This is a genomic window from Streptomyces sp. NPDC087845, assembly GCF_044742755.1.
In the GTDB taxonomy this organism is placed as follows: Bacteria; Actinomycetota; Actinomycetes; order Streptomycetales; family Streptomycetaceae; genus Streptomyces.
In genome coordinates, this window is record NZ_JBIUVC010000007.1 from 193,674 (window position 1) to 216,856 (window position 23,183).

Genomic DNA, 23,183 nt, shown 5'->3' on the forward strand with positions numbered 1-23,183 from the left:
CGGCGGCCGGAATCAGGACCGGGGTCAGAGCGTCGCGGCCGCGGAGGCGATGTCGGCGGCGAACGTCGACACCTCGCTGTACACACCCGGGTAGCCGGGCTCGGCGCAGCCCTGGCCCCAGCTGACGATGCCCACCTGGATCCAGGCTCCGGCGTTGTCCTTGCGGAACATGGGACCGCCGGAGTCGCCCTGGCAGGTGTCCACGCCGCCCGTGTCGATCAGCCCGGCGCAGATCTCGTCACCGGGGACGAGATCGCTGCCGTACGCGGCCTGGCAGTCGGCGTCGGAGACGAACGGCACGGTGGCCTTGAGCAGGTAGCGCTGCTGGGGGCCGCCCTCGGTGGCCGCGCCCCAGCCGGCGATGGTGAAGTCGCCGTTGTTGTACGCGGTGGTGGTGGCGATCTTCAGGGTCGGCTGGGCGATGGGCTTGGCGAGCTTGATCAGCGCCCAGTCCTTGCCCTGGCCCGTGTAGCCGGGGGCCTGGAGGACCTTGGTGGACTTGACCTTGACCGCGCTGGAGGACTGCAGGTCGACAACGCCCCCGGTGGCCGTGATGGAGGTGTTGTTGCCCGAGCCGTCCACGCAGTGCGCGGCGGTGAGGACGATGTCCTTGGCGTAGAGGGCGCCGCCGCAGCCCATCGACAGCCGGACCATGAACGGGAATTCGCCCTGGGCGGCGCGGGTTCCGCCGACGACCGGGGTGGGGGCCGCGGAGGCTCCGGCGGGCTGAAGGCTGACGGCCGCGAGGACCACGGCGGCTATGACGGAGCATCTCTTCACTGCGCGCAGAAGCTGCTTCAACGGACTGCCTTCTTTCGTGGGGGGTTCCTGTGGGGGTGCACGCGCCTTCGCCCGGGGCCCGGCCACGGGCGGAACAGCCCCGATGGTCATGCTCCCGACAAAGGCACGATTCGGATTATCGGGAAATGATCACCGCCCCCACAAGATTCACTTTTCGGCCAAGATCATCCGGAGCGCTCCGGCTACAGTGGAGGCCCGGTCGAGCGTCGCGGATGGGGGTGGGGACGTGACGGAGAGCAGTCGGGGGAACAGCCGGGGCAGCGGCCAGGACCGCGACCGGGGGAACAGCCGGGGCAGCGGCCAGGGCAATGGCCGGGGCGGCGGTCCGGTGGTCCACGGCTTCCCCCACCTCGACACCGTCCGGTCCGCGATCACGGCCCTGTACCGGAGACTGTCGTACGAGGGTGTCCGCGGTTACGCCACGAGCCTCGCCCCCGCCGACGCCGCCTTCTCCGACCAGGACGATCTGCATCTCGGCGCCCAGCGGGTGGCGCGGGCCGTGGTCCAGCACCTGCGTCTGCCGGAGGCCCGGATGATCGTCGGCTTCCGGACGATGGAGCACGCCGCCGGTGTCGAACTCGCCGCGGGGCCCGAGTACTTCATCGAACTCAACGACCGCTTCCGCACCCACCGCAGGGACATCGGCGCCGCGCTCTCGCACGAGGTCATGCATGTGCTGCTGCACCGCCTCGGCCTGGAGTTCCCCGGCACGCGCGACAACGAGATCCTCACCGACACCGCGACGACCTACCTGGGCGCGGGCTGGCTGCTGCTGGACGCCTTCCGCGAGGACGCCGTCTCCAGCCAGAAACTCGGCTACCTCACCCCGGAGGAGTTCGGATACGTCCTCGCCAAGCGGGCGTTCGCCTTCGACGAGGACCCCTCACCGTGGTTCACGAGCCCGCAGGCGTACACGGCCTACACGAAGGGCCGCGCACGGGCCGTCCACGACACCCGGCAGCCGCCCCTCACGGCCGCGGGCTGGGCGGGCCGCCACCGTTACGCCAAGGACCGGCGGTACGCCCAGGACCACCCGGGCGCGCGAACACCCCCGGACTCCGACGCCCCGTACGCCTTCGAGAACGGCCCGCAGGGATTCCGGGTCTCCTTCGCCTGCCCCACCTGCCTCCAGCGCATCCGCGTCCCGGTGCGCGGCCGGGTGCGGGCCCGGTGCGGGTTGTGCCGGACGGTGCTGGACTGCAGCACCTGAAGCACCCCGGGCCCCGGCCCCCGCTCCCCCTCAGCCGCCGGAGGGTCCGGGCGCCGCCCCGTACACCGGCTGCGGCGCCCCCGCTTCCGCCAGCAGTTTCCGCGCCGCCTCCCCCGCCTCCGCCGGCGTCCACCGCGCCCCCCGGTCCGCGGTGGGGCCGGGCCGCCAGCCCTCCATGACGGTGATCCGGCCGGCCTCCGTCTCGAAGACCCTCCCGGTCACCCCGTCGCTCGCGGCCGAGCCGAGCCACACCACCAGCGGCGAGACGTTCCCGGGGGCCATCGCGTCGAACTCCCCCTCCCCCGGTGCCGCCATCGTCTCCGCGAAGGTCCGCTCGGTCATCCGGGTCCGGGCCGCCGGGGCGATCGCGTTGACCTGGATCCCGTACCGCCCCAACTCCTCGGCGGCGACGAGCGTCAGACCCACGATGCCCGCCTTCGCCGCGGAGTAGTTGCCCTGCCCGACACTCCCCAGCAGGCCCGCGCCGGAGCTGGTGCTGATCACCCGGGCGACCGGCGCACGCCCCGCCTTCGCCTCCGCCCTCCAGTGCGCGGCCGCGTGCTTCAGGGGCAGGAAATGGCCCTTCAGATGGACCCGCACGACCGCGTCCCAGTCGTCCTCGTCCAGATTCACCAGCATCCGGTCACGCAGGAATCCGGCGTTGTTGACCAGCGTGTCCAGCCGCCCGAACGTCTCCAGCGCGGCGTTGACCAGCGACGCCGCCCCCTGCGTCGTGGCGATGTCGCCCCCGTGGGCGACCGCCTCGCCGCCCGCCGCCTCGATCTCGTCGACGACCCGCCGGGCCGGACCGTCCGAGCCTCCGCCGCCGTCGGGGCCGACCCCCAGATCGTTGACGACGACCTTCGCCCCCTCGGCGGCGAACGCGAGCGCGTGGGCCCGGCCGAGGCCACGTCCGGCGCCGGTCACGATCACCACGCGCCCGCTGCACAGCCCTGCGGCACCTCCCCTCTCCCGTCCCCCGTCCCGTCCGTCACTGCTTGCACTCATCAGACATCTCCTTGTTGGCGATGCGGGGGCAGGCTGCTACCTTCCACACCTAACAAATGTTTGGTGGAAAGGTAGCTGATTCGCCCATGGGTGTCTCCACCGCACGTCCCGGCAACGGCATCTGCCTCGTCACGGTCGCCTACCCGCCCGTCAACGCACTGCCCGTACAGGGCTGGTACGACCTAGCCGAGGCCCTTCGCGCCGCGGGCCGCGATCCCGAGGTCCGGTGCGTCGTGCTGGCCGCAGCCGGGCGCGGGTTCAACGCGGGCGTCGACATCAAGGAGATGCAGCGCGACACCGGGCACGACGCCCTGATCGGTGCCAACCGGGGCTGCTACGAGGCGTTCTCGGCCGTGTACGACTGCGAGGTCCCGGTCGTCGCCGCGGTGAACGGCTTCTGCCTCGGCGGCGGCATCGGTCTCGTCGGCAACGCGGACGCGATCGTGGCGAGCGACGACGCGACCTTCGGCCTGCCCGAGCTGGACCGGGGAGCGCTCGGTGCCGCGACCCATCTCGCCAGACTCGTGCCGCACCATCTGATGCGCGCGCTCTACTACACCTCGCGCACCGCCACCGCGGCAGAACTACAGGCCCACGGCTCGGTCTGGAAGGTCGTACCGCGCGAGGAACTCCGGGACGCCGCACTGGAGTTGGCGGGCGAGATCGCCCGCAAGGACGGATATCTGATCCGGCTGGCCAAGGCCGCCATCAACGGCATCGACCCGGTGGACGTACGCCGCAGCTACCGCTTCGAGCAGGGCTTCACCTTCGAGGCCAACCTCAGCGGTGTCGCCGACCGCGTCCGCGACACCTTCGGCAAGGAGGCTTGATCATGACCGAGATCGCCGGTGCCGGTACCGGCAGGCGGACCGACAAGACCATGACCGTCCAGGAGGTCGTCTCCCGGCTCAGCAGCGGGATGACGCTCGGCATCGGCGGCTGGGGCTCGCGCCGAAAGCCCATGGCGCTGGTCCGGGCACTGCTCCGTTCCGAGATCACCGATCTCACCGTGGTGGCGTACGGCGGCCCCGACGTCGGCCTGCTCGCCGCCGCCGGCAAGATCCGCAAGCTGGTCGCGGCCTTCACCACGCTCGACTCGATCCCGCTCGAACCGCACTTCAGGGCGGCCCGCCAGCGCGGCGCGTTCGCATTGATGGAGGTCGACGAGGCGATGTTCATGTGGGGGCTGCACGCCGCTGCGAACCGACTGCCCTTCCTCCCCGTCCGCGCCGGTATCGGCTCGGACGTGATGCGGGTCAACCCGGGCCTGCGTACGGTCGCTTCGCCGTACGCCGACGGCGAGGAGTTCGTCGCGATGCCCGCCCTGCGGATGGACGCGGCACTGGTCCACCTGAACCGCGCCGACCGGTTCGGAAACGGCCAGTACCTCGGACCCGACCCGTACTTCGACGACCTGTTCTGCGAGGCCGCCGACAGCGCCTACGTCTCCTGCGAACGCCTCGTGGACACCGCCGAGTTGACCGCGAAGGCCGCCCCGCAGACCCTCCTCGTCAAACGGCACTCCGTGACCGGCGTCGTCGAGACCCCGAACGGCGCACACTTCACCTCCTGCGTCCCCGACCACCCGCGCGACGAGGCGTTCCAGAAGGCGTACGCGACCGCGGCCGCCGACCCCGACGCCTGGGCGGCCTTCAGCGAACGCTTCCTGCCCGCGCGGGGCGACGAGAAGAGCTACTGGGCGGCTGTCCGAACCTGGCACGAGGAGCAGAAGTGACCACGGAGAACACGACTGCGACCGGCACCGGCACGGGTTCCGGCACCCGTACCGCTCCCACCCCCACCCGGGCCGAGTACTGCGTGATCGCCTGCGCCGACGCCTGGCGCGACAACGGCGAGGTGCTCGCCAGCCCGATGGGGCTCATCCCGTCCATCGGCGCCCGGCTCGCCAAGCGGACCTTCTCACCCGATCTGCTGCTCACCGACGGCGAGGCGCTGATCGTCGGGGTGGACGGCACGCCGGAGGGCTGGCTGCCGTACCGCCAGCACCTCACCATGGTCACGGGCGGCAGGCGTCACGTGATGATGGGGGCGAGCCAGATCGACCGGTTCGGCAACCAGAACATCTCCTGCATCGGCGACTGGGAACAGCCCGCCCGCCAACTGCTCGGCGTACGCGGCGCACCGGTCAACACCCTGAACAATCCGGTGAGTTACTGGGTACCCAGACACTCCCCCCGGGTCTTCGTCGAGCGCGTCGACATGATCTGCGGGGTCGGCTACGACAGTGCCGCGGCGGCCGGTCCGTCGGCGACCCGCTACCACCGCATCCCACGCGTCGTCACCGGTCTCGGCGTCCTCGACTTCGCCACCCCGGACCACTCGATGCGCCTCGCCTCGCTGCACCCCGGCGTCACCGCCGACGAGGTCCGCGAGGCCACCGGCTTCGCGCTCACGATCGCGCAGGACGTCCCGAACACCCGGGAGCCGACCGTCGAGGAGCTGGCCCTGATCCGCGAGGTCATCGACCCGAAGGGCACCCGGAATCGCGAGGTCGGGGCCTGATGCGGACCGCGCTCACGGATCTCGTCGGCGTCCGCCACCCCCTCGTCCAGACCGGCATGGGCTGGGTCGCGGGCCCCCGGCTGGTCTCCGCCACGGCCCGAGCGGGCGCACTCGGCATCCTGGCCTCCGCGACCATGACCCCGGAGCGGCTGCGGGAGGCGGTGCGGGAGGTCAAGTCCCGTACCGACGAGCCGTTCGGCGTCAATCTGCGCGCCGACGCCGGTGACGCGCGCGAGCGGGTACGGATCGTCATCGACGAGAGCGTGCGGGTGGCGTCCTTCGCACTGGCACCCTCGAAGGAGCTCATCGCCGAGCTGAAGGACGCGGGCGTGGTCGTGATCCCGTCGATCGGTGCCCGGCGCCACGCCGAGAAGGTCGCGGCGTGGGGTGCGGACGCGGTGATCGTGCAGGGCGGCGAGGGCGGCGGGCACACCGGCGAGGTGGCGACGACCGTGCTGCTGCCCCAGGTGGTCGACGCGGTGGACATCCCGGTGATCGCGGCGGGCGGCTTCCACGACGGCCGGGGCCTGATCGCGGCGCTGGCGTACGGGGCGGCGGGCATCGCGATGGGGACCCGGTTCCTGCTGACATCGGACTCGACCGTGCCGGACGCGGTGAAGGCCCGCTATCTGGCGGCGGGCGTGAAGGACGTCACGGTCACCACGGCGGTGGACGGGCTCCCGCACCGGATGCTGCGGACGGAGATGGTCGCCGCACTGGAGAACGCGGGCCGGGTCCGGGCACTGGCCCAGGCGGTGCGCCGGGCGGCGGGCTTCAAGCGGATCTCCGGGACCGGCTGGTCCCGGATGGTGCGCGACGGTCTCGCGATGAAACACGGCAAGGACCTGACCTGGAGCCAGGTCCTGCTGGCCGCCAACACCCCGATGCTTCTGAAGGCGTCCATGGTGGACGGCCGCACGGATCTGGGCGTGATGGCATCGGGCCAGGTGGCGGGCCTGATCGAGGACCTGCCCAGCTGCGCGGAGCTGGTGGACCGTGTGATGGCCGAGGCCCACGCGGCGCTGGGCGCGGTGACCCGCGCGCAGAGGGCGGAGGGCGCGGACGCGTAGGCGGCGCCCGGATCTCTCCGGGCGCCGCCCTGTCCGCTACGTGCCCGTACGGCTACGCGGCCCTGCGGCCGCGTCCCGCCGCCGCGCCGCCGCGTCCGGCCCCGGAGCGCCCGGCACCCGCGCCGCGCGACTCGCCGTTCCCACGGCCGCCGCCCGTCGCCGCAGCGCGGGAAGCGCCGCCCGTACCCGCAGTGCGGGAAGCACCGCCCGTGCTCCGGCCCTCACCGCCGCCGCCCTGTCCGGCACCACCGCGCCGGCCCCGGCCGCGGCTGCCCGAGCGGAATCCGGCACCGCCGGACGCCGCCCCGCCCGGCCGGGTACGCGGCTTCGGCGGGGTCGGCTGCGGGACCTCGATGACGATCGCGACGCCGGACGGCTCGCGGGCCCCGGTGATCCGGGTGAGCTCCTCGTCGCCGGACCTGACCCGGGTGGTCCGCGGGGCGATGCCCGCGTCGGCCATCAGCCGGGTCATCTCCCGCTTCTCCTCGGGCAGCACCAGGGTGACGACGCTGCCGGACTCCCCGGCACGCGCCGTGCGCCCGCCGCGGTGGAGGTAGTCCTTGTGATCGGTCGGCGGGTCCACGTTCACGACCAGGTCGAGGTCGTCGACGTGGATGCCACGCGCCGCCACGTTCGTCGCGACGAGCGCGGTGACCTGGCCGTTCTTGAACTGGTCCAGCGTCCGGTTGCGCTGCGGCTGCGAGCGCCCGCCGTGCAGGGCGGCAGCCCGTACACCGCTGGCCAGCAGCCGCTTGGCGAAGCGGTCGGCGGCACGCTTGGTGTCCACGAACATGATCACCCGGCCGTCGCGGGCGGCGATCCGGGTGGCGACGGCCTTCTTGTCGGTCTCGTCGGCCACGTGCAGCACATGGTGCTCCATGGTGGTGACCGCGCCTGCGGACGGGTCGACCGAGTGCACGACGGGGTCGGTCAGGAACATCTTGACCAGCCGGTCGATGTTCTTGTCGAGCGTCGCGGAGAACAGCATCCGCTGACCGTCCGGCTCGACCTGCTTGAGCAGCGCGACGACCTGCGGCATGAAGCCCATGTCGGCCATCTGGTCGGCCTCGTCGAGGACGGTGATGGCGACCTGGTCGAGGCGGCAGTCGCCGCGCTCGATGAGGTCCTTCAGCCGGCCCGGCGTGGCGACGAGCACCTCGGCACCGCGGCGCAGCGTGCCGGACTGCTTGCTGATCGACATGCCCCCGACGACGGTGGCCAGGCGCAGGTTCACGGACGTGGCGTACGGCGTCAGCGCGTCGGTGACCTGCTGGGCCAGCTCGCGGGTCGGCACGAGGACGAGCGCGAGCGGGGCGCGCGGCTCGGCGCGCCGTCCGCCGGTGCGGGCCAGCAGCGCGAGGCCGAAGGCGAGGGTCTTGCCGGAGCCGGTGCGACCGCGGCCGAGGATGTCCCGGCCGGCGAGCGAGTTCGGCAGGGTGGCGCCCTGGATCGGGAACGGATCGGTGACGCCCTGCGCGGCAAGGGTTTTCAGCAGGGCTGCGGGCATGTCCAGCTCGGCGAACGCCTCGACGGCGGGCAGTGCGGGGGTCATGGTTTCGGGCAGGGCGAATTCGCCCTGCGGCGGCGTGGCCCTGCGACGGGGCGACGCCTTGCCGGATCCCTTGCCGGAACCCTTAGCGGTTGCCTTTGCCGGGGCCGTGCCGCGCCCCCTCGACGGGCGGTTGCGGGCGGGTCGGTCCTGGCGTTCGGAGCGGGTCATACGGAATTGCCCTCCTGGGGGATTCCTGAGGATTCCTAGGGGATTCCTGGGAACTGCTGGGGACTGCTGGAAACTGCTGAGAAGTGCCGGAAACCTCTGCGGGACCGGCGGTGCTTCTTCGCCATGTCCTGAGGACAGCACAAGCCGGGACCCGCACCTTCACGGTGCGGGCCCCGGCTGCGAGGTACGCGTCCGGCGATTAGGCCGGGACGATGTTCTCCGCCTGCGGGCCCTTCTGGCCCTGCGTGACGTCGAAGGAGACCTTCTGGCCCTCCTGGAGCTCACGGAAGCCCGAGGTGGCGATGTTGGAGTAGTGGGCGAAGACGTCGGCACCGCCGCCGTCCTGCTCGATGAAGCCGAAGCCCTTTTCCGAGTTGAACCACTTCACGGTTCCAGTAGCCATGTCATTCTCCTAAAAGAGGTGCAGTGCCGGAAATTCGCACTTTACGAATTCCAAGTCGCCGCATTGAGCCCCATCCGGAGAAAGCCGGAAAACAATAATGCGCCTGAGGAAGCATTCCCGTCAGGCGCACATAATGTTCATGGGTACCAAAACTGCAACACGGCAACCGTAGCACGATCTGCCGACCAGCGGTGGAACACGCCGCGCCGCCGGTCGGTGAATTTTCGCCCGGACCCTTGGGGCAACTGGCCCGGAGCGGGCTCGGAACGCCGCCGAAATCTTTCCCGCGGCCCGACGCCCGGGGCGGTTCGGCCACCGCCCTGAGCTGCGCGGCAGCCGTGTCCCGGGCCGGGCCGGGGCAGAGCGGAGGGGGTCAGAGCCGTTCGATGATCGTCACGTTCGCCTGGCCGCCGCCCTCGCACATGGTCTGCAGGCCGTAGCGGCCATCCGTGCGCTCCAGCTCGTGCAGCAGTGTCGTCATCAATTTTGCACCGGTTGCGCCGAGCGGGTGGCCCAGGGCGATCGCACCGCCGTTGACGTTCACTTTGTCCGGGTCGGCTCCGGTTTCTTTCAGCCAGGCCAGGACGACCGGGGCGAAGGCCTCGTTGATCTCGACCAGGTCGATGTCGTCGATGGTCATTCCGGTCTTCTTCAGCGCGTACGCCGTGGCCGGGATCGGCGCCGACAGCATGCGGATCGGGTCGTCGCCGCGCACCGAGAGGTGGTGGATGCGGGCGCGCGGGGTGAGGCCGTGCTCGGCCACGGCGCGCTCGGAGGCGATGAGCAGGGCGGCGGCCCCGTCGGAGACCTGCGAGGAGCAGGCGGCGGTGATCGTGCCGCCGTCCAGGACCGGCTTGAGCGCCGCCATCTTCTCCAGCGTGGTGTCGCGGCGCGGCCCCTCGTCGGTGGTGACGCCACCGACGGCGACGGTCTCGCGCCGGAAGCGGCCCTCGTCGATGGCGCGGATCGCACGCCGGTGGGAGCGGAGGGCGAACTCCTCCATGTCGAGGCGGCTGATGCCCCACTTCTCGGCGATCAGCTGGGCGCCGTGGAACTGGTTGACCGGCGCGTCGCCGTACCGGGCGCGCCAGCCCTCGCTGCCCGCGTACGGGCCGTCCGTCAGGCCGAGCGGTTCGGCGGCCTGACGGGAGGCGAAGGCGATCGGGATCTGCGTCATGTTCTGGGTGCCGCCCGCGACGACGAGGTCCTGGGTGCCGGAGAGGACGCCCTGGGCGGCGAAGTGCACGGCCTGCTGGGAGGAGCCGCACTGGCGGTCGACGGTGACGCCGGGGACCTCCTCGGGCAGTCCGGCCGCCAGCCAGCAGGTGCGGGCGATGTCGCCGGCCTGCGGCCCGACGGTGTCGAGGCAGCCGAAGACCACGTCCTCGACGGCCGCCGGGTCGATTCCGCTCCGCGCGACGAGCGCCTTGAGGACATGGGCGCCGAGGTCGGCGGGGTGGACTGCGCCCAGTCCCCCCTTGCGCCGGCCGACCGGGGTGCGTACCGCTTCGACGATGTATGCCTCGGCCATGACTGCTGCTCCTTGGTGGTCTAGGTGTCCAGAGCGATGCCGTCCAGGACCATCGAGAGGTACTGGCGGGCGATCTCCTCGGGGCTGTGCTGTCCGCCGGGCCGGTACCAGGACGCCGCGACCCAGACGGTGTCGCGGACGAAGCGGTAGGTGAGGCGGATGTCGAGGTCGGCGCGGAAGGTCTTGTCGGCGACACCGCGTTCCAGCGTGCCGAGCCAGGCCTTCTCGAACTTCTGCTGGGAATCGGCGAGGTACTGGAAGCGCGGCTGGGTGGCCAGGTGCTTGGACTCCTTCTGGTAGATGGCGACGGCGGCACGGTGCCGGTCGATCTCCCGGAAGGACTCGGTGACGAGGGCCTCGATCGTCTCCCGGGGGCCGAGTCCGGCGGCGAGCACCGCGTCGTAGCCCTCCCAGAGTTCGGTGAGGAAGGTCGAGAGGATCTCGTCGATCATCGATTCCTTGGAATCGAAGTGGTAGTAGAGGCTGCCCGCGAGCATCCCGGCCTCGTCCGCGATCCTGCGGACGGTGGTGGCGTTGTAGCCCTGCGCGGCGAACACCTCGGCGGCGGTGTCGAGCAGTTCGCGGCGGCGCTCGGGTGTGGGGGTCACCTGGGGCTTCTTCTTGGTAGGCACCCGCCCATTCTCCGCCCGCGGGACACCCGCGCGGATGCCCCGCCGGATGCCCCCGCGGATGCCCCCGCGGACGCCGCGGCGGGTGCCCGCTCAGGCATGCTGGCTGCTGACCGCGACGACTTCCCCCGTCATGTACGACGAGTAGCCGCTGGCGAGGAAGACGATGACGTTGGCGACCTCCCACGGCTCGGCGTAGCGGCCGAAGGCCTCCTTCCCGGTCAGTTCGTCGAGGAGTTCCGCGGAGGTGACCTTCACCAGGTGCGGGTGCATGGCGAGGCTGGGGGCGACGGCGTTGACGCGTACGCCGTACTCGGCGGCCTCGATCGCGGCGCACCGGGTGAGGGCCATGACCCCCGCCTTGGCGGCGGCGTAGTGGGCCTGGCCGCTCTGGGCGCGCCAGCCGACGACGGAGGCGTTGTTGACGACGACGCCGCCGCGCCCCGCCGCCCTGAGCGAGCGCAGGGCGGCCCGGGTGCAGCGGAAGGTGCCGTTCAGGGTGACGTCGAGGACCTTGGTCCACTGCTCGTCGGTCATCCGGGTGAGTTCCGCGGTGCCGCCGAGGCCGGCGTTGTTGACGACGATGTCGAGGCCGCCGTGGGTCTGTTCGGCGAGCGCGAAGAGTGCCTGGACCTGGGTCTCGTCGGTGACGTCGCAGGGCAGGGCGGCGACGCGGTCGGCGCCGAACTCCTCGGCGAAGGCCCGCTCGGTCTCCTTCAGCCGGCGGGCGTGCGCGTCGCCGATGACGACACGGGCCCCCTCCTCAAGGAACTTGCGGGCGGTGGCTCCGCCGATTCCGGCGCCCGCGGCCGCGGTGACGACGGCGCCGCGGCCGGCCAGCAGCCCGTGTCCGGGTACGTACTGCGGTGCGTTCACGCCCGCGCCTCCTCGGTCTCGGCCCGCGGATCCTCGACGGTGCTCGTGCCCGTACGTTAATCTACCAAACACTTGTTAGGGAAGGATGAGCCGATGCCCGCTGCCCACGACGCCTCCGCCGGCCGCTCCCAGGACGACCCCGTGCTGTACGAGTGCCGGGGCCCGGTCGCGTACGTCACGCTGAACCGCCCCCGCTACCGCAATGCCCAGAACTCGGCGATGACCTACGCCCTGGACACCGCGTTCTACCGGGCCGCCGAGGACTCCGAGATCAAGGTGGTGGTACTCGCGGGCGCCGGGGAGCACTTCTCGGCGGGCCACGACATCGGCACGCCCGGACGCGACGCCCATCTGCCCTTCGAGCGCAGGGCCGGCCTGTGGTGGGACCACTCCGACAAGGCCGGTGCGGAGAGCCGCTTCGCCCGTGAGTCGGAGGTCTACCTCGGCATGTGCAGGCGCTGGCGCGAGCTGCCGAAGCCGGTCGTCGCCTCCGTGCAGGGGGCGTGTGTGGCCGGCGGGCTGATGCTCGCCTGGATCTGCGATCTGATCGTGGCGAGCGAGGACGCCTTCTTCGCCGATCCGGTGGTCCGGATGGGCATCCCCGGCGTCGAGTACTTCGCACACCCGTGGGTGATGCCGCCCCGGATCGCGAAGGAGTTCCTGTTCACCGGCGACCGGATGAGCGCCCGCCGGGCGTACGAGGTCGGCATGGTGAACAAGGTGGTGGAACGCGGCGAACTCGCCGACCGCACCCATGAGCTGGCGTTGCGGATCGCTGGGATGCCACGGCTGGGACTGGCCCTGACCAAGCGCGCCGTCAACCAGGCCGAGGACCTTCAGGGGCTGCACACCGGCATGGACTCGGTCTTCGGGCTGCACCACCTCGCCCACGCGCACAACGCGGAGACGGCGGCGGACCCGCTCGGCGGCATGGACATCGCCTCGATGAAGAAGGCGGGTGCGTGATGGATCTGTCGTGCACGGCCGAGGAGGAGTCGTTCCGGGCCGAGGCGCGCCGGTGGCTGCGGGCCAACGTGCCCGCCGTGCCGCTGCCGTCCCTGGAGACCGCCGAGGGGTTCGCCGCGCACCGGGAGTGGGAGGCGCGGCTGCACGCCGACCGCTGGTCGGTCGTCTCCTGGCCGAGCGAGTACGGCGGCCGGGGCGTCGGCATCTTCGGGTGGCTGGCGTTCGAGGAGGAGTACTACGCGGCGGGCGGCCCCGGCCGGGTCTCGCAGAACGGCATCAACCTCCTCGCCCCGACGCTCTTCGACCACGCCACGGACGAGCAGCGGGCCCGGGTCCTGCCGTCGATGGCGAGCGGCGAGGTGATCTGGGCACAGGCCTGGTCCGAACCGGAGTCGGGCTCGGACCTGGCGTCGCTGCGCTCGCGGGCGGTGCGCACGGACGGCGGCTGGCTGCTGACGGGGCAGAAGACCTGGTCCTCGCGGGCCGCGTTCGCGGACCGGGCGTTCGGCATCTTCCGTACGGACCCGGGAGCCGCGAAGCCGCACCACGGGCTGACGTATCTGATGTTCGACCTGGCGGCGCCGGGGGTGTCGGTCCGGCCGATCGGGCGGCTCGACGGCAAGCCCGCCTTCGCCGAGCTGTTCCTGGACGAGGTGTTCGTACCGGACGAGGACGTGATCGGGGAACCCGGGCAGGGCTGGCGTATCGCCATGTCGGCAACGGGCAACGAGCGGGGGCTGACGCTCCGCTCTCCCGGCCGGTTCCTGGCCTCGGCGGACCGGCTGGCCGGGCTGTGGCGCGCCCACGGCGACCCGTCGGACACGGCACTGCGCGACCGGGTGGCGGACGCGGTGATCGGGGCGCGCGCCTACCAGCTCTTCACCTGCGCCAACGCGTCACGGTTCGCGGCGGGGACGGCCATCGGCGCCGAGTCGAGTCTCAACAAGGTCTTCTGGTCCGAGTACGACATCGCGCTGCACGAGACGGCGCTCGATCTGCTGGGCCCGGACGCGGAGACGGCGCAGTCCGAGTGGGCCGAGGGGTACGTCTTCTCCCTCGCGGGCCCCATCTACGCCGGCACGAACGAGATCCAGCGCGACATCATCGCCGAACGGCTGCTCGGCCTGCCGAAGGGACGGCGCTGATGCGATTCCTCCTGGACGACGAGCAGCGGGAGTTCGCCCGCTCGCTGGACGCGATGCTGACGGCCGCGGACACCCCTGCGGTGGTGCGCGCCTGGGCCGCCGGGGACCACGGGCCGGGCAGGGATCTGTGGGGGCGGCTGGCGCGGGCGGGGGTGTTCGCCCTGGCGGTGCCGGAGGCGTACGAGGGCGTCGGGCCGCTTCCGGTCGACATCGCGGTCGCCTTCACCGAGTTGGGGCGGCACGCGGTGCCGGGGCCGGTGGTGGAGACGGTCGCGGCCGGGGTCCTGCTGGGGGGTGTCGGCGGCGCGGCGGCGAAGGAGTGGCTGCCGCGGCTGGCGTCGGGCGCGGCAGCGGCGACGCTCCGGATGGACGGGTACGGGCCCTACGCACTGGACGCGGACGCCGTGGACGCCGTGTTCACGGTGACCGGTGGTGAACTGCGGCTCGCGTCCGGGCCCGGTGCGCTCAGCGTGTCGTCCGACCCGGCCCGGCGGCTGTGGCGCCCCGAGCCGGGCGGGGAACTGCTGGCGTCCGGGCCCGGGGTGGCCGAGGCGGCGGCGCGGGCCGCTCGGTGGGCGGCGTTCGCGACGGCCGCGCAGGCGCTCGGTGCGGGCGAGGCGCTGTTGCGGGCCACGGTCGGGTACGTGAAGCAGCGCACCCAGTTCGGTACGGCCATCGGCTCCTTCCAGGCGGTGAAGCACCGGCTCGCGGACGTACTGATCGGGCTGGAGTTCGCCCGCCCGCTGCTGTACGGGGCGGCCCTCGCGCTCGCCGGTGAGGCGCCGGATGCCGACGCGCAGGTGGCGGCGGCGAAGGTGACGGCGGGTGAGGCGGGGTACGCGGCGGCACGGGCGGCACTCCAGTTGCACGGCGCGGTGGGGTACACGCAGGAGCTGGATCTGGCGCTCTGGCTGCGGAAGGCGCGTCCGCTGCGGGACGCGTGGGGGACGCCGGGGGCCTGCCGGGCGCGGGTGCTGGCCGACGGGCCGGCCGCGCCTGCCGCCCGGCCCCCCGCGTCAGGAGATTTCGCTCAGTGAGCCGTCGTCGTTGCCCCTTCGGAAGGTGCGCAGCGGGTGACCAGGGTGCCATACCTGGATGACCAGGGTGTCGCCGCCTTCGAGACCGGTGCGTACCACCTCGGTCAGCTCCACCCGGAAGAGATGGAAGGGTTCCGGCGGCTTCACCTCCTCGACGAAGCGGGCCAGCACGGCGGGGTCGGTCATCTCCACCGCGCGGCCGGAGAGCCGGACGTCCCCGTCGGCCATCTCGGCGTCCGGTCCCGGATTGGCCTGCACCGCGAACCGCGGGTCGCGCAGCAGGTCCAGTGCCTTGCGCGAGTTCGGCATCATGCCGAGCCACGGCTCGCCGAACCGGAAATCCACCTCCAGGCCGGTCACACGCGGCGACCCGTCCTTGCGCAGGGTCGCCAGGACGTGGTGCTTGTACTGCCCGAAACGGGCCTGGACGGCGTCGGCGAAGGCCGGCTGCGCGGACCGGAACTCTTTCCAGGAACTCGATGTCATGAGGTCATGGAACCCCGGAAACCCGACATCTTCTGTCCGGATTCCCGGATCGTCCGCCGTCGGCTCAGCCGCGGGACAGGGTGACCACCAGGGCCCACCCCAGGGTCCGGAGCACCCCCGGCGATTCGCCCCGTGCCAGCAGCGCGTCGTAGCGGTCGAGTCCGATGTCCCGGCCGTCGAGCACCGCACCGTCCTCCAGCGCGAGGGCCAGGACCGCCCCGCCCCGGGGTGCCGACAGCCGGACGGTGCCGCGTACCACCGCGACCTCCGCGCTCGTGCGCTCCCTGCGGTACATCACGTTGACGTTCACGACCGGGCCGCCGAGCAGCCGCCCGTACGTCTCCAGGTCACCGGGGAAGTCGTGCGGCCAGTGCGGTTCGTCGACGATGTGGTGCTCGCCGCCCACCACCAGGTCCATCCCGGCACCCTCGACCACGGTCAGCGTACGGTCGACCCCGGGGAACGAGGAGAACGGCCCGTCCCGGGACACGTCGGCGAGGCTGACCCGCCAGTCGAAGGCATCCAGCGGAGCCCCTTCGGGGAACGCCGCGATCTCCCGGGTGACTCCCCCGCCGTTCTTCCAGGGCGTGGCCGTACGGTCGGCCGCCCGCAGCACCCGGAGCGTCATCGGACGATCCCCCGCTCCCGGGCCGCGGCCAGCCACCGCGGGAATTCGGCGACCAGCCGGTCGTACAGCTCGGCGTCCGGGACCGTGCGCGGGTCGGGTCCGGCGTGGAAGAAACCGGCGTTGTCGACGGGGCGCTTGGCGGGGACGGCCAGTTCGTCGAGCCTGTGCAGGAAGTCGAACTGCGTACTGCGCTTGTTGCCGAAGCCGACGAACTGCCAGAACAGCGGCAGCCTGGCCGCCTTGCAGAGGTAGCGTTCCGCCGCGTGCTTGCTGACCGGGCCGCCGTCCGTCTGGAAGACGACGAGCGCGGGGGCGGTCGAGCCGCTGTCGATGTAGTGGTCGATGACCGCGTCCATGGCCAGGTGGTAGCTGGTCTTCCCCATGTGCCCGAGGCCCGCCACGATCGCGTCGACCCGGCCGCGATGGTTGTCCAGGGCTATCTCGGTGACGGCGTCGACGTCGGTGGAGAAGAAGACGACGGGTACGCGGCCGTCGTCGTCCAGGTGCGCCGAAAGGCTCAGCACCCGGTCCGCCAGGGCCTGGACGCTGCCGTCCTTGTAGTACTCCCTCATGGAGCCGGAGTAGTCGAGCACCAGGTAGACCGCGGCCCGCTCGCCGCTCATGCCGCGCTTGGTCAGCGAGACCGACGCGCTCTTGTAGAGGCTCACCAGCGCGGGTGCGGTCTCCTCGATCTCGCGGAGGCCGATGGCCGGACCTGTTGCGGCGGACGGGCCGACCATGCGGATGCTCCGATCCTCGACGTGTCAGGACTCCGAGCGTAAGGCACTCGCATATGCCCCGGGCTGCGGTGTTCGCTATCTTGATCGCCGCCGTCCCCACCGGCCTCTCGTGTCCGCCCACCGTGAAGGAGCCCGCCGTGGAGGCCGCAGTCACCACCTGCTACCGCCATCCGTCGTACGAGACGTATGTGAGCTGCACCCGCTGCGAACGCTTCATCTGCCCCGACTGCATGCGCGAGGCCGCCGTCGGCCACCACTGCGTGGACTGCGTGAAGGAGGGGCGGCGTTCGGTCCGGCAGGCGCGCACGGTGTTCGGCGGCGCGGTGCCGAGGACCGCGGTACCGCTCGTCACGTACGCGCTGATGGGCCTCAACGTCCTGGCGTATCTGGGCGAGTTGCTCCGCCCCGGGATCGTCGACCGGTTCGCGATGCTCGGCGCGGTACTGAACGGCCCCGACGGAGGCCAGTACGTCTACCAGGCGGGGGACTTCCCCGGCTTCGATGCGATCGGTGTGGTGGGCGGCGAGTGGTACCGGCTGCTGACCGGCGCCTTCCTGCATCTTCCGCCGAGCGGATCGTCCTTCGGCTCGCTGCCGTTCGGAGTGCTGCACATCCTCTTCAACATGTACGCGCTGTGGAATCTGGGCCGCGTCGTCGAGGAGCAGCTGGGCCGGGCCCGCTACCTCGCGCTGTATCTGCTGTCCGCGCTGGGCGGTTCGGTCCTGGTGTATCTGATCGCGCCGCCCGACGGCACGGTGGTGGGCGCCTCCGGTGCGGTCTTCGGTCTCGGCGCGGCGTTCTACGTCATCAACCGGCGCCTGGGCCGGGACATGCAGGCGGTGAACCGGTTCATGGCCGGGTTCCTGCTCTGGATGCTGATCTCGGCCGGATTCGCCTCGTGGCAGAGCCACTTGGGCGGACTGCTGACGGGCGGCGCCGTCACACTCGCGTACGCGTACGCCCCGGCGAAGCGGCGCGCCCTCGCGCAGTCCGCCGCGTGCGGTGTGCTGCTGGTGGTGCTGGTCGCCCTGGTGGTCCTCAGGACGTCGCAGCTGACCGGCGGCGGAGCGGCTTGAGCGCTCCGCCAACGCCCGTCTACGGTGGGTCACTTCTGGAATGATGAGGCCGGGGCGAGAGGGCTGGGGGCGCGCGTGGTGCGGGAACAGGGCGAGGCTGCGGCGGGACGGCGGCGCGCGCTGCTGATCGGTGTGAAGGACACCCCGTATCTGGCCAAAGACCCTGATCTCGCGGCCCGGTACCGCCCGCTCGACTTCGTCGGACGCGATGTGTCGCTGATCGCCGCCGCGTTGAAGCAGTCCGACTACTCGGTCGCCGTGGAGCACGAGGACACCGGTCTCAATCCGGTCTTCGGCGCGGTCTCCGGCTTCCTGGGGTCCTGCGAACCGGGCGACACGGCATTCCTCTACGTCTCCTGCCACGGCGAGACCCTCGACGACAAGGACCATCTGGTCCTGGCCGACGCCCAGCCCGGACCGGAGCTCCCGGACGGCAGCCGCGGCCTGCTCCCCCGCAGCCTGCTCCGGGCCGACGAGAGCGGGCTGCTGAGCTCTCTGCCCGCCGGGGTCACCGCCGTCGTCTGCCTCGACATCTGCCGTACGACCGGCGCGGCGGTGCCCGCGCAGACGGCGGGCGGGTGGAGTTCCGGCAGCCACGACGCCTACTGGCTCTACAGCTGCGGCGCCGGACAACGGGCCTTCGCGGATGAGGTGGAGGGCAGCTGGTTCGCCCGGGCACTGGCCGGCGCGCTGTCCTCCGCGAACCCGCCGACGACGTTCCTCGACGTGGCCCGGCACGCGGAGACCGAGCTGCGCCGGACCGCGGACCAGTACCCGGAGGCCGAGCCCCCGAGGGTCGAGACCCGGCTGCCCATCCCGCCGTCCGGTGCCGCGCAGTCCGACCCGGTCCTCTGCGAGGGTTCGCGGCAGACCCTGCACTGGACCCGGACGATCCGCGAGTCCGGGCTGTGGTCGCACACCTCCGGCACCGAGGCCGCCCACGACCGGGTCAAGGACAAGCTGACCGATCTGGTGCACTGCGTGGTCGACAGCTGCGCGGGATTCGGCGCCCACCGCGACGACCCCTGGTCCGACCCGCTCTACCCGGCGCGCGTCGAGGCCCGGCTCACCTCCCTGGTGGCACGGGCGAAACTGACGCACGGGGAGCGGCTGACCCCCGCCGAGACGGCGTGTCTGCTGGCCGCGGCCGTCGTCCATGAGGGGGTCGTCGCCATCGCCCTGGGCGAACTGCGCGGACTCCTGCCCGAACAGTTCGACCCGGGCCCGCGCCACCGGACCGAGGCGGCCGGTGACCACCGGCGGCTGGTGCGTGACGCCGCCCGCGATGTCTGCCGCGCCCATTCCATGGTGCTGCGGACGGCCGAGACCCTGCGGGGGCGCGGGCCCGGACTCCGGTCCGCCACGACCGCCGCGGACCACTGGCTGCGCCACCGGTTCATCGCCGACTGGGACCGGCTGTGGGAGCGGACCGGGGACTACGGTCTCGTCGACCGGCTCATCGCAATGACGGTCGCGGCGATCGAGGCAGCGGCGGACACCCCCCTCGCGGGGACGGTCACGGCGGAGACCCGACAGGAGATCGACAGCAAGGTCCGCCAGGTCCTCGGTCATCTCACGGTCAAACCCGGCCGGAGCCCCCGGATCAATCTGGACCACGCGGACGACACCTGGGACGAGAACTGGCGGCCGGTCCCCGGCAACCGGCTGCGCGGGCTGCAACTGGCCCGGCTGCTGTGGACGGCGGGGCTGCTCGCCGCGGATCCGCGCAGGCTCTCCAGCGTGCTCGTCGATCACCTGGGCGCTCACGATCCCCTGCTGCCCAACAAGGTCGTGGAGGCGCTCGGCACCGGCTTCGACTACGAGGAGGCCGAGGGCCGCACCGTCGACACCTACGGTCTCACCGTCTGGTTCCGGTGCCCGCACCCTGCGCTGCACGCCGCGGTGGAGGAGCTCACCCTCGACGCCGACGCCACCGTACAGGCGTTCCGCGGCGACATCGGATCGCAGCCGCTGCTGCGCGGACTGCCCGACCAGGTGACGGCACAGCAGTTGCGGGCTCTGGCGGGGCGCTACCAGGAGCCACTGGAACGGTTCCGCCTCGCGGAGGACGAGATCCGGCCGCTGCTGATGGGCACCCAGCTGTACGGGGACCGGATGCTGGCGGTCCGGGAGCTGTACCAGAACGCGCTGGACGCCTGCCGGTACCGCGACATGCGACGGCAGTACGGTCTCACCCGGACTCCGTGGGACGGCGAGACGACCGCCGCCCGGGGCTGGGAGGGCGAGATCACGTTCACCCAGGGCTGGGACGGCGACCGTCCGTACATCGAGTGCCTGGACACGGGCGCGGGCATGACCCGCTCCAAGCTCACCTCGATGTTCGCGCGGGCCGGCAAACGGTACGAGCAGGACCCGGACTTCGTCCTGGAGCGACGCAACTGGCGGCGCCACGGCATTGTCGACCGGGCCATGAACTCCCGTTTCGGCATCGGGGTGTTCAGCTATTTCATGCTCGCCGAGGAGGTCGTCGTCTGGACCCACGCGGTGGACTCCGTCGGGCGGCCGGGCAAGGAGAAACCGCTGCGCGCGGACATCCAGTCCGGCTCCGGTCTGCTCCAGATCAACCGCACGACCGACCCGCTGGTCCCGGCGAACGGCGGCACCCGGGTCCGCCTCTATCTGGCCGAACCCCGCGAGGGCGAGAAGCGGCCCTCCCTGGTGGAGACGTTGCACTCGCTGCTGTGGGTGACCGAGCACCGGGTGACGGCGCGGGAACTGACGGAGAACGGGGAGCCGGCCCGCAGCATCGGCTGGGATCCCGGCCGCCTGGCGCACCGGGACGGCTGGCACGGCAGCCCGCTCCCGGTCCGGGGGCACGAGGCCACGGAGGCGTTCGCCTGGCTGGTGCAGGGGCCGGGACAGCTGCTGCTGGACGGGGTGGTCGTGCGGGACGCTCCCGCCGTCGAGGGGCGGGTGATCAATCTGCGCGAGCGGCACAGCCCGGTGCCCAGCGTGGACCGCAATCAACTGCTGCGGTACGACGAGAGCCTGGTCATGGAGGAGTTGCTGGCCGGGGTCGCGGACGCGGTGGCCGACAGCAAGGAGGTGTCGATGCGGTGGCTGTGGAAGCTGGCCGCCGACGCGCCCCGCGTCGCCGTCGCCGTACTCGACGGGCTCCCCCGGGACACGGTGGCCGTGCTGAACTCCGAGGAGGGCGAGCGGCTGGTGCCGGGGAGGCTGCCGCTCGCCACGGCGGGCTGCTTCCCGTTCGACGAGGAGGCCGTGCGCAACACCTACAGCGGTGCGCGGCTCGATTCCGAACGTCCGGACGAAAGCACACTGTTCAGGGCCTGGCAGCTCACCCGGCTGGGAATCCGCTCGCCCGAGAAGCAGTTCGCCCCGGCGGGCTACCCCACGCCCAACAGCCTGGACACTCTGCTCTTCCGGGAGAGCCCGCTTCGCCCGTGGGTCTCGGTGCTGCACGCCGCCGCCCAGGCCCAGGTGCCGGTGCGCGAGGCGCTGAAGGCATTGCGCCGCTATGCCGTCACGGGGGTCGAGGTCCCGGCCGTGGACGACCTGAGGCAGTTGGGGGACCGCGGGGTGGGGCAACCTGCCGCCGACCTCTACGCAGGCTATGCGGACCTGACACGGCAACCACTCCTCCAGGCGTCGAGCTCTCTTCCGAGGTTCCGTCGGGAATCCGCGATGCTGCGCAGGTCGAAGCAACCGGCCGAGCACGCCCCCATGCTCGTCGTGTCGGCCCTCCATGACCTCCCGCTGGGCACGGTGGCGGGTCTGTTCCAGGAGCTCTCGCACCTCGACGCCACACTGCCCGAGCCTCCCGAACTCGACGCGTCGCTCGCCCAGGAGCGCGTGACCGGGGACGAGGTCGGCCGTATCGCGATCGAAGGAGACCTTCCTGCCACGCCCTGGCTGGCCCAGACGGGCTGGCTGCCCGGAGAAGTAGGACCTGTCGATCTGCTGAGCCGGGCGGAGCCTCCCCTCACCCTCGGCGAACTCGCCCGTCGTATCGAGCAGTTCACCGCGCTGGGATTCTCCCTCGCCCATCCGCCCACCCCCGCCGCACTCGAATGCGGTGTGCTCCCGCCCGACCAGCAACTCCTGCTGTCGGCGGAGTTCGACCGCACACCACCGTGGCGCGAAGGAGAGCTCCCGCTGCACCATCTGCTGAGGGCGGCTTCGGAACTCGGAACCCCTCTGGGAGAGGTGGCCCGGCGGATCAACATCGCGACGCCCGTCACCGGCGCCCATGCCCAGAGCATTCCCGCGGAGGCGACCGACTGGATCGTCCCGTACCCCCTCAGTTCGCTGCTGTCCGGCAGGGAGCTGGAATCGGCGCCACCCGCGCTGCGCCCGTGGGAGCTTGTCGGCGCGTTTCTCCATCGGGGCCAGGTACTGCCGGAACTCCGCGAGGCGACCAGCGCCCTGGAAGCCTTGGTGACGATCGACTGGAAAGGGGCCGACAGGGCCGCCCTGGAACTGCAGGCGGCCACCCGAAGCAGCCTGCTGGCCCCCTATCCGGCGACCAACACCATTTCCACCACCGAGTACATCAGTATCGGGGGCGATTTCGACAAGGACGGCGTCAGCCTCGCCTACGCCCTGGCCCTCTCCGTCCAGCAGGACAGCGACCTCGGGACGATGGTGGACCTGCTGAACGACGTACGCACGGACCTCCCTCTGAAGGTCGAACCACTCCCGTCGCACGCCCGTGGTCTGCGTGCCACCGCCGTCGACGTACGCAGCCTGGTGTCCGGAGGGGCGAACTCCCACGCCACCCGGTTCCGTGACCGGCTGACCGTCCCGGCCCTGCTGAGGCATGCGGAGGACAGCCTCTGCTCGCTGGGAGCCTCCGTCAGCCGTCTGCGGACCTTCGCCCCGCTGGGCGCGCCGACCCCGCCGGGCGACCCGGCGGACCCCGGCGTGCGGGACCTGGACGACTTCACGCCGGACCGGTTCGACCACGCCGCGTTCGACAAGGGGCTCCTCGGCCCCGGCGTCCTCGGGCCGCTCGAACTCGTCCTGGTGGCAGGCCGGTTCGGCTGGGACCTCGGCCGGACGTACGCGCGCTACGCGCCTCTGCGCTGCCTGGGCCTCGATGTCACCGTCCGCGAACCCGGCTCCCGCGAGGCGTCCCTGTCGCCGGACTGGTGCGACGTCCTCCTTCTCACCTCCCAGCTCACCGGCCGTCTGCCGGCGCTGACCGGCGCGGTCTCCCGGGACCACATCGCCCTGTGCGCGCAGGAGACGGATCTCGACGAGGCCGCGGTCGCCGGGCGGCTGAGGCAGTACGCCCGCCTCTTCGGCCTCGACCTGCCGTCTCCCGCACCGACCACCGAAGAGAGCCAGTGA

At 71.8% G+C, this 23,183-nt stretch carries 20 protein-coding genes; 10 read left to right on the plus strand and 10 right to left on the minus strand.

Features of this window, described 5'->3' with window-relative positions:
- Positions 1 to 24 precede the first annotated feature (24 nt).
- Positions 25 to 801 carry a serine protease gene (locus ACIOMQ_RS19875; RefSeq protein WP_362206689.1) on the minus strand — a complete coding sequence of 259 codons (777 nt, stop codon included), beginning with the start codon at positions 799 to 801 and terminating at the stop codon, positions 25 to 27.
- A gap of 328 nt (positions 802 to 1,129) precedes the next feature.
- On the opposite strand from ACIOMQ_RS19875, the gene ACIOMQ_RS19880 reads away from it, so the two are divergent.
- On the plus strand, positions 1,130 to 2,011 hold the full coding sequence (locus ACIOMQ_RS19880) for a hypothetical protein (protein ID WP_362206751.1): 882 nt from the start codon (positions 1,130 to 1,132) through the stop codon (positions 2,009 to 2,011).
- 30 nt (positions 2,012 to 2,041) lie between these two features.
- On the opposite strand, the gene ACIOMQ_RS19885 is transcribed toward ACIOMQ_RS19880, so the two are convergent.
- Positions 2,042 to 3,019: an SDR family oxidoreductase gene (locus ACIOMQ_RS19885; RefSeq protein WP_401264608.1), complete on the minus strand. Its 978-nt coding sequence runs from the start codon at positions 3,017 to 3,019 to the stop codon at positions 2,042 to 2,044.
- Positions 3,020 to 3,105: 86 nt separating this feature from the next.
- Between ACIOMQ_RS19885 and ACIOMQ_RS19890 the strand changes: the two genes are divergently transcribed.
- From ACIOMQ_RS19890 to ACIOMQ_RS19905, 4 genes are all read left to right on the plus strand, one after another.
- Positions 3,106 to 3,849 carry an enoyl-CoA hydratase family protein gene (locus ACIOMQ_RS19890; RefSeq protein WP_362206687.1) on the plus strand — a complete coding sequence of 248 codons (744 nt, stop codon included), beginning with the start codon at positions 3,106 to 3,108 and terminating at the stop codon, positions 3,847 to 3,849.
- A 2-nt stretch (positions 3,850 to 3,851) separates the two neighbouring features.
- Positions 3,852 to 4,754 (plus strand): CoA-transferase, encoded by a 903-nt coding sequence (locus ACIOMQ_RS19895; protein WP_362206686.1) that lies wholly within the window; start codon positions 3,852 to 3,854, stop codon positions 4,752 to 4,754.
- Positions 4,755 to 4,837: 83 nt separating this feature from the next.
- Entirely contained in the window at positions 4,838 to 5,542 is a 705-nt protein-coding gene (locus ACIOMQ_RS19900; protein ID WP_362206750.1) for a CoA-transferase, read from the plus strand.
- Complete coding sequence (locus ACIOMQ_RS19905; RefSeq protein ID WP_402189682.1) at positions 5,542 to 6,612, plus strand: NAD(P)H-dependent flavin oxidoreductase; 1,071 nt, start codon at positions 5,542 to 5,544, stop codon at positions 6,610 to 6,612. Before ACIOMQ_RS19900 ends, ACIOMQ_RS19905 begins: the two co-directional genes overlap by 1 nt.
- Before the next feature lie 52 nt (positions 6,613 to 6,664).
- Here the strand turns inward: ACIOMQ_RS19905 and ACIOMQ_RS19910 are convergent, their stop codons facing one another.
- From ACIOMQ_RS19910 to ACIOMQ_RS19930, 5 genes are all read right to left on the minus strand, one after another.
- Positions 6,665 to 8,332, minus strand: coding sequence for a DEAD/DEAH box helicase (locus ACIOMQ_RS19910; RefSeq protein ID WP_362206684.1), 1,668 nt, complete (start codon positions 8,330 to 8,332; stop codon positions 6,665 to 6,667).
- A 199-nt stretch (positions 8,333 to 8,531) separates the two neighbouring features.
- Positions 8,532 to 8,735 (minus strand): cold-shock protein, encoded by a 204-nt coding sequence (locus ACIOMQ_RS19915; RefSeq protein WP_003969786.1) that lies wholly within the window; start codon positions 8,733 to 8,735, stop codon positions 8,532 to 8,534.
- 373 nt (positions 8,736 to 9,108) lie between these two features.
- Complete coding sequence (locus ACIOMQ_RS19920) at positions 9,109 to 10,266, minus strand: acetyl-CoA C-acetyltransferase (RefSeq protein ID WP_362206683.1); 1,158 nt, start codon at positions 10,264 to 10,266, stop codon at positions 9,109 to 9,111.
- A gap of 20 nt (positions 10,267 to 10,286) precedes the next feature.
- Positions 10,287 to 10,898, minus strand: coding sequence for a TetR/AcrR family transcriptional regulator (locus ACIOMQ_RS19925; RefSeq protein WP_362206682.1), 612 nt, complete (start codon positions 10,896 to 10,898; stop codon positions 10,287 to 10,289).
- Positions 10,899 to 10,988: 90 nt separating this feature from the next.
- The gene (locus ACIOMQ_RS19930; protein ID WP_401986827.1) at positions 10,989 to 11,771 is read right to left on the minus strand and encodes an SDR family oxidoreductase; all 783 of its coding nucleotides are present in this window, start codon (positions 11,769 to 11,771) and stop codon (positions 10,989 to 10,991) included.
- A 93-nt stretch (positions 11,772 to 11,864) separates the two neighbouring features.
- Between ACIOMQ_RS19930 and ACIOMQ_RS19935 the strand changes: the two genes are divergently transcribed.
- The 3 genes from ACIOMQ_RS19935 to ACIOMQ_RS19945 are packed head-to-tail and all read left to right on the plus strand — an operon-like array spanning position 11,865 to position 14,919.
- Positions 11,865 to 12,737, plus strand: a complete 873-nt coding sequence (locus ACIOMQ_RS19935; RefSeq protein WP_362206680.1) for an enoyl-CoA hydratase — start codon at positions 11,865 to 11,867, stop codon at positions 12,735 to 12,737.
- A complete protein-coding gene (locus tag ACIOMQ_RS19940) occupies positions 12,737 to 13,882 on the plus strand; it encodes an acyl-CoA dehydrogenase family protein (protein ID WP_362206749.1) in 1,146 nt (381 codons plus the stop codon). The genes ACIOMQ_RS19935 and ACIOMQ_RS19940 overlap by 1 nt, the downstream gene beginning before the upstream one ends.
- A complete protein-coding gene (locus ACIOMQ_RS19945) occupies positions 13,882 to 14,919 on the plus strand; it encodes an acyl-CoA dehydrogenase family protein (protein WP_401756709.1) in 1,038 nt (345 codons plus the stop codon). The genes ACIOMQ_RS19940 and ACIOMQ_RS19945 overlap by 1 nt, the downstream gene beginning before the upstream one ends.
- Here ACIOMQ_RS19945 and ACIOMQ_RS19950 read toward each other — a convergent pair.
- From ACIOMQ_RS19950 to ACIOMQ_RS19960, 3 genes are all read right to left on the minus strand, one after another.
- Positions 14,899 to 15,405: a pyridoxamine 5'-phosphate oxidase family protein gene (locus ACIOMQ_RS19950; protein ID WP_401264620.1), complete on the minus strand. Its 507-nt coding sequence runs from the start codon at positions 15,403 to 15,405 to the stop codon at positions 14,899 to 14,901. The two genes, ACIOMQ_RS19945 and ACIOMQ_RS19950, sit on opposite strands and share 21 nt — an antisense overlap.
- 64 nt (positions 15,406 to 15,469) lie before the next feature.
- The gene (locus ACIOMQ_RS19955; protein ID WP_362206677.1) at positions 15,470 to 16,033 is read right to left on the minus strand and encodes a HutD family protein; all 564 of its coding nucleotides are present in this window, start codon (positions 16,031 to 16,033) and stop codon (positions 15,470 to 15,472) included.
- Positions 16,030 to 16,773, minus strand: coding sequence for a VWA domain-containing protein (locus tag ACIOMQ_RS19960; protein ID WP_402189688.1), 744 nt, complete (start codon positions 16,771 to 16,773; stop codon positions 16,030 to 16,032). The genes ACIOMQ_RS19955 and ACIOMQ_RS19960 overlap by 4 nt, the downstream gene beginning before the upstream one ends.
- 137 nt (positions 16,774 to 16,910) lie before the next feature.
- Here ACIOMQ_RS19960 and ACIOMQ_RS19965 point away from each other — a divergent pair, with 137 nt between their 5' ends.
- Together ACIOMQ_RS19965 and ACIOMQ_RS19970 are read left to right on the plus strand one after the other, a co-directional pair.
- On the plus strand, positions 16,911 to 17,849 hold the full coding sequence (locus ACIOMQ_RS19965) for a rhomboid family intramembrane serine protease (RefSeq protein ID WP_362206675.1): 939 nt from the start codon (positions 16,911 to 16,913) through the stop codon (positions 17,847 to 17,849).
- Positions 17,850 to 17,924: 75 nt separating this feature from the next.
- Entirely contained in the window at positions 17,925 to 23,183 is a 5,259-nt protein-coding gene (locus ACIOMQ_RS19970; RefSeq protein ID WP_402189691.1) for a caspase family protein, read from the plus strand.

Coding starts and splice junctions, on each gene's coding strand:
- ACIOMQ_RS19915 (WP_003969786.1), bottom strand. CDS start 8,735: ATGGCTACTGGAACCGTGAAGTGGTTCAACTCGGAAAAGGGCTTCGGC.
- ACIOMQ_RS19910 (WP_362206684.1), bottom strand. CDS start 8,332: ATGACCCGCTCCGAACGCCAGGACCGACCCGCCCGCAACCGCCCGTCG.
- ACIOMQ_RS19885 (WP_401264608.1), bottom strand. CDS start 3,019: ATGAGTGCAAGCAGTGACGGACGGGACGGGGGACGGGAGAGGGGAGGT.
- ACIOMQ_RS19960 (WP_402189688.1), bottom strand. CDS start 16,773: ATGGTCGGCCCGTCCGCCGCAACAGGTCCGGCCATCGGCCTCCGCGAG.
- ACIOMQ_RS19920 (WP_362206683.1), bottom strand. CDS start 10,266: ATGGCCGAGGCATACATCGTCGAAGCGGTACGCACCCCGGTCGGCCGG.
- ACIOMQ_RS19945 (WP_401756709.1), top strand. CDS start 13,882: ATGCGATTCCTCCTGGACGACGAGCAGCGGGAGTTCGCCCGCTCGCTG.
- ACIOMQ_RS19905 (WP_402189682.1), top strand. CDS start 5,542: ATGCGGACCGCGCTCACGGATCTCGTCGGCGTCCGCCACCCCCTCGTC.
- ACIOMQ_RS19890 (WP_362206687.1), top strand. CDS start 3,106: ATGGGTGTCTCCACCGCACGTCCCGGCAACGGCATCTGCCTCGTCACG.
- ACIOMQ_RS19935 (WP_362206680.1), top strand. CDS start 11,865: ATGCCCGCTGCCCACGACGCCTCCGCCGGCCGCTCCCAGGACGACCCC.
- ACIOMQ_RS19895 (WP_362206686.1), top strand. CDS start 3,852: ATGACCGAGATCGCCGGTGCCGGTACCGGCAGGCGGACCGACAAGACC.
- ACIOMQ_RS19955 (WP_362206677.1), bottom strand. CDS start 16,033: ATGACGCTCCGGGTGCTGCGGGCGGCCGACCGTACGGCCACGCCCTGG.
- ACIOMQ_RS19940 (WP_362206749.1), top strand. CDS start 12,737: ATGGATCTGTCGTGCACGGCCGAGGAGGAGTCGTTCCGGGCCGAGGCG.
- ACIOMQ_RS19950 (WP_401264620.1), bottom strand. CDS start 15,405: ATGACATCGAGTTCCTGGAAAGAGTTCCGGTCCGCGCAGCCGGCCTTC.